General features: G+C 43.8%; 4 protein-coding genes. All 4 read right to left on the bottom strand.

Translation table 11 applies throughout. The annotated features are described in order from the left end of the window. Positions 1-989, bottom strand: a 989-nt coding sequence (locus QZZ43_RS09385) for a CNNM domain-containing protein (protein ID WP_291858252.1), incomplete at its 3' end; no start/stop codon positions are given. Positions 990-1,303: 314 nt separating this feature from the next. Continuing rightward, positions 1,304-2,374 carry an alanine racemase gene (locus QZZ43_RS09390; protein WP_291858254.1) on the bottom strand — a complete coding sequence of 357 codons (1,071 nt, stop codon included), beginning with the start codon at positions 2,372-2,374 and terminating at the stop codon, positions 1,304-1,306. 7 nt (positions 2,375-2,381) lie between these two features. Beyond that, complete coding sequence (locus QZZ43_RS09395) at positions 2,382-2,825, bottom strand: GNAT family N-acetyltransferase (RefSeq protein WP_291858256.1); 444 nt, start codon at positions 2,823-2,825, stop codon at positions 2,382-2,384. A 159-nt stretch (positions 2,826-2,984) separates the two neighbouring features. Then, positions 2,985-4,523: a carbon-nitrogen hydrolase family protein gene (locus QZZ43_RS09400; protein ID WP_291858258.1), complete on the bottom strand. Its 1,539-nt coding sequence runs from the start codon at positions 4,521-4,523 to the stop codon at positions 2,985-2,987. Positions 4,524-4,727: the final 204 nt, after the last annotated feature.

The raw sequence follows: 4,727 nt of genomic DNA on the forward strand, positions 1-4,727 counted from the left end.
TCCTGCATATCGGCATAATTGTCTGTTTCGTCTACTATTTCCCTGCCTATCAATGTTTCAATGATGTCTTCGAGCGTAACGATTCCTTCCATGGCCCCATATTCATTAACAACCAATGAGATGTGTTCATTTTCCGAAATCATCTCCTCAAAGAGTTGCCTGAGGTTCATGGATTCGGGAACCATTTTAATGTTTCGCTCAATTTGTAAAAGAGGATTTTCCCCTTTCCCGCGGGCCACACTTTCCAGTACATCTGCTTTCAGGACATAAGCTTCGGTGTCGTCAATGTTCTTCTTAAAAATAGGAATCCGGCTGTACTCCAGGTATTCCTTATGGTCAATAAACTCCGAAGCAGTCATGTTTCTTGGGCATGCAACTACCACTGTTCGCGGAGTCATGATTTCTTTTACCCGCATCATATTCAGTCGCATTGCGTTGAGGATGATATTTCCCTCGTCCTTTTCCAGTATTCCTTCTTTGGCACCTATGGACGACATGGCTTCTATTTCTTCCCGACTCACAGAAGAGGAATGCTTGGGTTTGGGCATTAATTTGGTAAGGAGTTCTGAAAAAACAACCAGGGGATAGGCAATTATCATCAATATGCGGATGGTGTAACCTGCCGGGATTGCCAGGTTTCGCCAGAAGGTTGCGCCAATGGTTTTGGGAATGATTTCAGAAACTATCAGAATTAGCAGTGTTAGAATAGCAGAGATTACCCCAAACCAGGCTTCCCCGAACACGTAAACTGCCTGGGCTCCAACGCCTGCTGCTCCTACGGTATGGGCAATGGTGTTGACTGAGAGGATGGCTGAGATGGGGCGGTCGATATTGTTTTTCAGATTCGCGAATAACTGGGTTCCTGCAACATTCTGCATTTTTTTAATTTCAATGTATGAGGCTGTTGTTGAGAATAATACAGCTTCAAGGATTGAGCAGAGAAATGATACGCCCAGAGCAAGAAAAAGGTAAATTATCAGTAATGTCATTGCTGCTTTTATTTGTCAGTTTTGCCTGAATAAACAAATATAAGTAAATCATGGATTGGAACAAGTAAGGAAAATTACCTGGTAAATCACAAATGGGTGGCATCAGTCTTCACTTGTTGTGAAAACCGGCACCACCCAATATAAAGATTTTATGATTGAAGTGAACCTTTTTCTGGCTGATTTCGCCTTCCCGGGGGGCCAAATCGGTTTCTCATGTCCTCTGCTTTCCAACATTGAACCTCAAGCAACTGCCTTCTTCCGGAAACTTGGCACTAAGAGCCATCAGCTAAGAGCTAAGAGCTAAGAGCTAAGAGCTAAATTACCCGCTTATCAATATACCTTGAATTCAGCAAACGAAGTGCACCCATATAGTCAGTTTTAAATTCCAAAAGGTCTCCAACTTTCAGGTTGCGTTCATTGTCGCCCAGGTTAATCACAATCATATCGGAACTGGCTCCTGCCAGTTCGAAGGTGTCATCGGCGGGAATCAGTCTTTTCTCTTCGATGTCGAGGAGACCCAAGTCGATGAGGGCTCTACACGAGCGTTCATGTGACTTTTCCTGGTCGAATTCAAAAGTTTCACCTTCCAGATTTGAACCCATGTCTCCCTGGGGAACGGTGGGTTTTTCAAACAATTCAATGATTTCAGCATAGATTTTAAAGACATCGTTGTGCATGAAATCAAACTGCGACCCGTCGTAAACATTGGTTCCGAGAAACAGGGTTTCGCCTACCCGAAAATGATTGATGGTTTCGGGAAGCAGTCCCTGATTAATCAATGGAATGGTTACGGAGCTGCCTCCAGAAACGTAAGGAATCTTTTTGTTGAATTTGTTTTCTATCAGTTGTTTGTAGAGGCTCAGTTGAATAAGTTTATCCTGATTGGGCAGGACTCCGTACAAACAGCTTAAGTTGGTGCCTATGCCAATAACCTCGATGTTGGGCATCTCGAAAACGGTGGAATAGAAATCTACCACATCATCTCGCATTACACCCTCGCGTAACTCGCCCATCTCCACCATGATGATGATTTTGTGCTTTCGTCCCTGACGTCTGGCCTCTTCAGATAGAAGCTTTACCGTTTCAAAGGTGGTGTTCATACTTACATCGGCATAGCGCACAATGCTTGGAATAGAGCGTTTTGGCGGAGGCTTGATGTAAATTGTTTCAATGTGGGGGTTGACCGACTTAATAGCTTTCAGGTTTGATACTCTGGAGTCACAAACCTGCTTGATGCCTAGATCGAAAACCTCTTTCAGATAGGCTTTGTTGCCACATAACATCTTGGTTACAATGGCCCAGTCGATGTTGTGTTCCTCAAAAAGGTTATTCAGGTAATTGTAGTTTTCTTTGAGTTTTTTTCTGTCTAATGTGAGGAATGCCATGGTGTGGTTATTCTGGTTTGTAACGCATTTCGAGATACTTATTGGTAAATCCGAATTTCTCGTAAAGCTTTTTTGCTGGATTGTCGGGCTCTACATGAAGAGCCACATCTCCTGCGGCTTCAGCCAGTGACTTTTCCATCAGTTCTTTACCCAGACCTTTGCCACGAAAGTCGCGATGAATTGCAATGTAAACCAGAATATTTCCCGGTATGTAGCTGTCCATTCCGGTTTTGTTGATTACAACTGCCCCGATAACCTGGTTATCATCTTTCAATTCAAGCACAAATCCGCCGAAAGAATCAGAAACTTTTAAAGAGTAGTCGATTGCTTTGGAAATATCCTCTTTGGGGTCTCCAAATCTGTCGAGGTGTGTATAAAGAAAATCAATGATTTCCTGTTTTTGAGTTTCAGTGGGCCGGTTTTCAGGATTGAAAATATTGGTTTTGTACATACTTTTGATTTTTTGTCCTTTTGACGAGGTGCTTTTTCCCGATTAATTATATTGTATTAACATACCGGAAACCATTCCGGCAGTCGTAAAATAAACTGGTAGCTGGCGAAAATGTTCACGCTGTTTTTTGTCAGTTTTTGCAAAACCAGGCTGCCGGCACTACTCAATAAGTCCGCTCTTCAGTCTCAGGTCGAATACATCGGTACGTCGGTCACGCAAATTCCTAACACTTCCGTAGGCATGCAGTTCCGAGAGCAAATCAAGGTCTACATCGGCCACCAGAATCATCTCGGTGTTGGGTGTTGCTTCGGTTTTGATGCCGTTGGTGGGAAATGCAAAGTCACAAGGTGTAAATACCGCACTTTGGGCGTACTGAATATTCATATTCGAGACTTTAGGCAGGTTGCCCACCGAACCAGCCATGGCCACAAAGCATTCGTTTTCGATGGCACGTGCCCTGGCGCAATACCTTACCCTACTGTAGCCGTTTTGTGTGTCGGTGAGGAACGGCACAAACAGGATTTTCATATCTTGTTCGGCCAACAAACGCGATAATTCGGGGAATTCCACATCGTAACAAATCAAAATACCGATTTTGCCGCAGTCGGTTTCATAAACTTTCAGCTTGTCACTGCCCGATAATCCCCATGATTTTACTTCATCGGGGGTCACGTGAATTTTTTCATAGGAGTCGTAGGTTCCGTTGCGCCGGCAAACATAGCCCACATTGTAAAGTTTGTCGTCGCGAATCATGGGCATACTTCCTGTGATGATGTTGACGTTGTAACTGATAGCTAACTGAATAAACCGGTCGCGGCACTCTTCGGTGTACCGGGCAAGCTGACGAATGGCTTCAGATTCAGACATTTGATTGAAACGGGCCATCAACGGAGCGTTGAAAAACTCGGGAAATAAAATGAAGTCACTTTTGTAAGCTGATACGGCGTCCACGAAATATTCCACTTGTTCAAACACATCGTCCACGGTGGGGTAGTGGCGCATCTGCCACTGAACCAGCCCCAGACGAACAATGGATTTTGTCTGTGATAGTTGTTTGCCGCGCTTGGTATAATAAATATTGTCCCATCCCAGGAGAACGGCATACTCTTTCGATTCGCGGTCGTCGGGAAGATATCCTGTCAGAACTTTTTTAACGTGAAAATCATTGGCTAGCTGAAAAGTAAGTGTGGGGTCGTAAAGTTCTTTGAATTTGACTTTCTGGATGTATTCTTTTGGAGTCAGTTCATCAGAAACTTTATGGTAATGGGGAATGCGACCGCCAAAAACAATTCCTTTCAGATTCAGGTGTTCGCAAAGTTCCTTACGGGCATCGTACAAGCGTCGTCCCAGACGCAGGCCGCGAAATGAGGGCCGGATGAAAATGTCAATGCCGTATAAGATGTCGCCACGGGGATTGTGGGTGCTGAAAGTCATATTACCGGTAATCTCATTGTAGGAGTGTTCATCGCCGAAACGTTCGTAGTTGACAATCAGGCATAGGGCGCAACCCACCACTTTGTCGTTTACGAGCACTGCGAGCTGACCCTCGGGGAAAATATCCAGAAGGGTTCGGATGTTTTGTTCGTCCCAGCCCGGACCTTCCCAGTTTCGGTAGGCCTCTTCTTCGGTTGTCCGTAATTCCTGATAATCGTCGATATTAAGTTGTCGTAGTTCTACTTTTTCAATTTCTTCACTCATACTTTTCCGAAATTAGATTGAATTAATCTGGTAAAATCAATAGTGTCCTAAACATTTTTCCAAAAGGGATTTCATCCCTTAAACCCTGAATTACTTTTTTGTCTTGATACAAAAAAGTAATCAAAAAAAATCAAGACTTAGCCAGCTTTCACTCTAAAAACTACGGTTCTTCCATCGAAATCGTCTAAACTCATCTCACTTGCT

Source organism: Marinilabilia sp. (assembly GCF_016278715.1).
Classification (GTDB): Bacteria; Bacteroidota; Bacteroidia; order Bacteroidales; family Marinilabiliaceae; genus Marinilabilia.

Bases quoted from the DNA above. Each gene is read 5' to 3' on its own strand.
- QZZ43_RS09390 (WP_291858254.1), bottom strand. From the start codon at position 2,374: ATGGCATTCCTCACATTAGACAGAAAAAAACTCAAAGAAAACTACAAT.
- QZZ43_RS09395 (WP_291858256.1), bottom strand. From the start codon at position 2,825: ATGTACAAAACCAATATTTTCAATCCTGAAAACCGGCCCACTGAAACT.
- QZZ43_RS09400 (WP_291858258.1), bottom strand. From the start codon at position 4,523: ATGAGTGAAGAAATTGAAAAAGTAGAACTACGACAACTTAATATCGAC.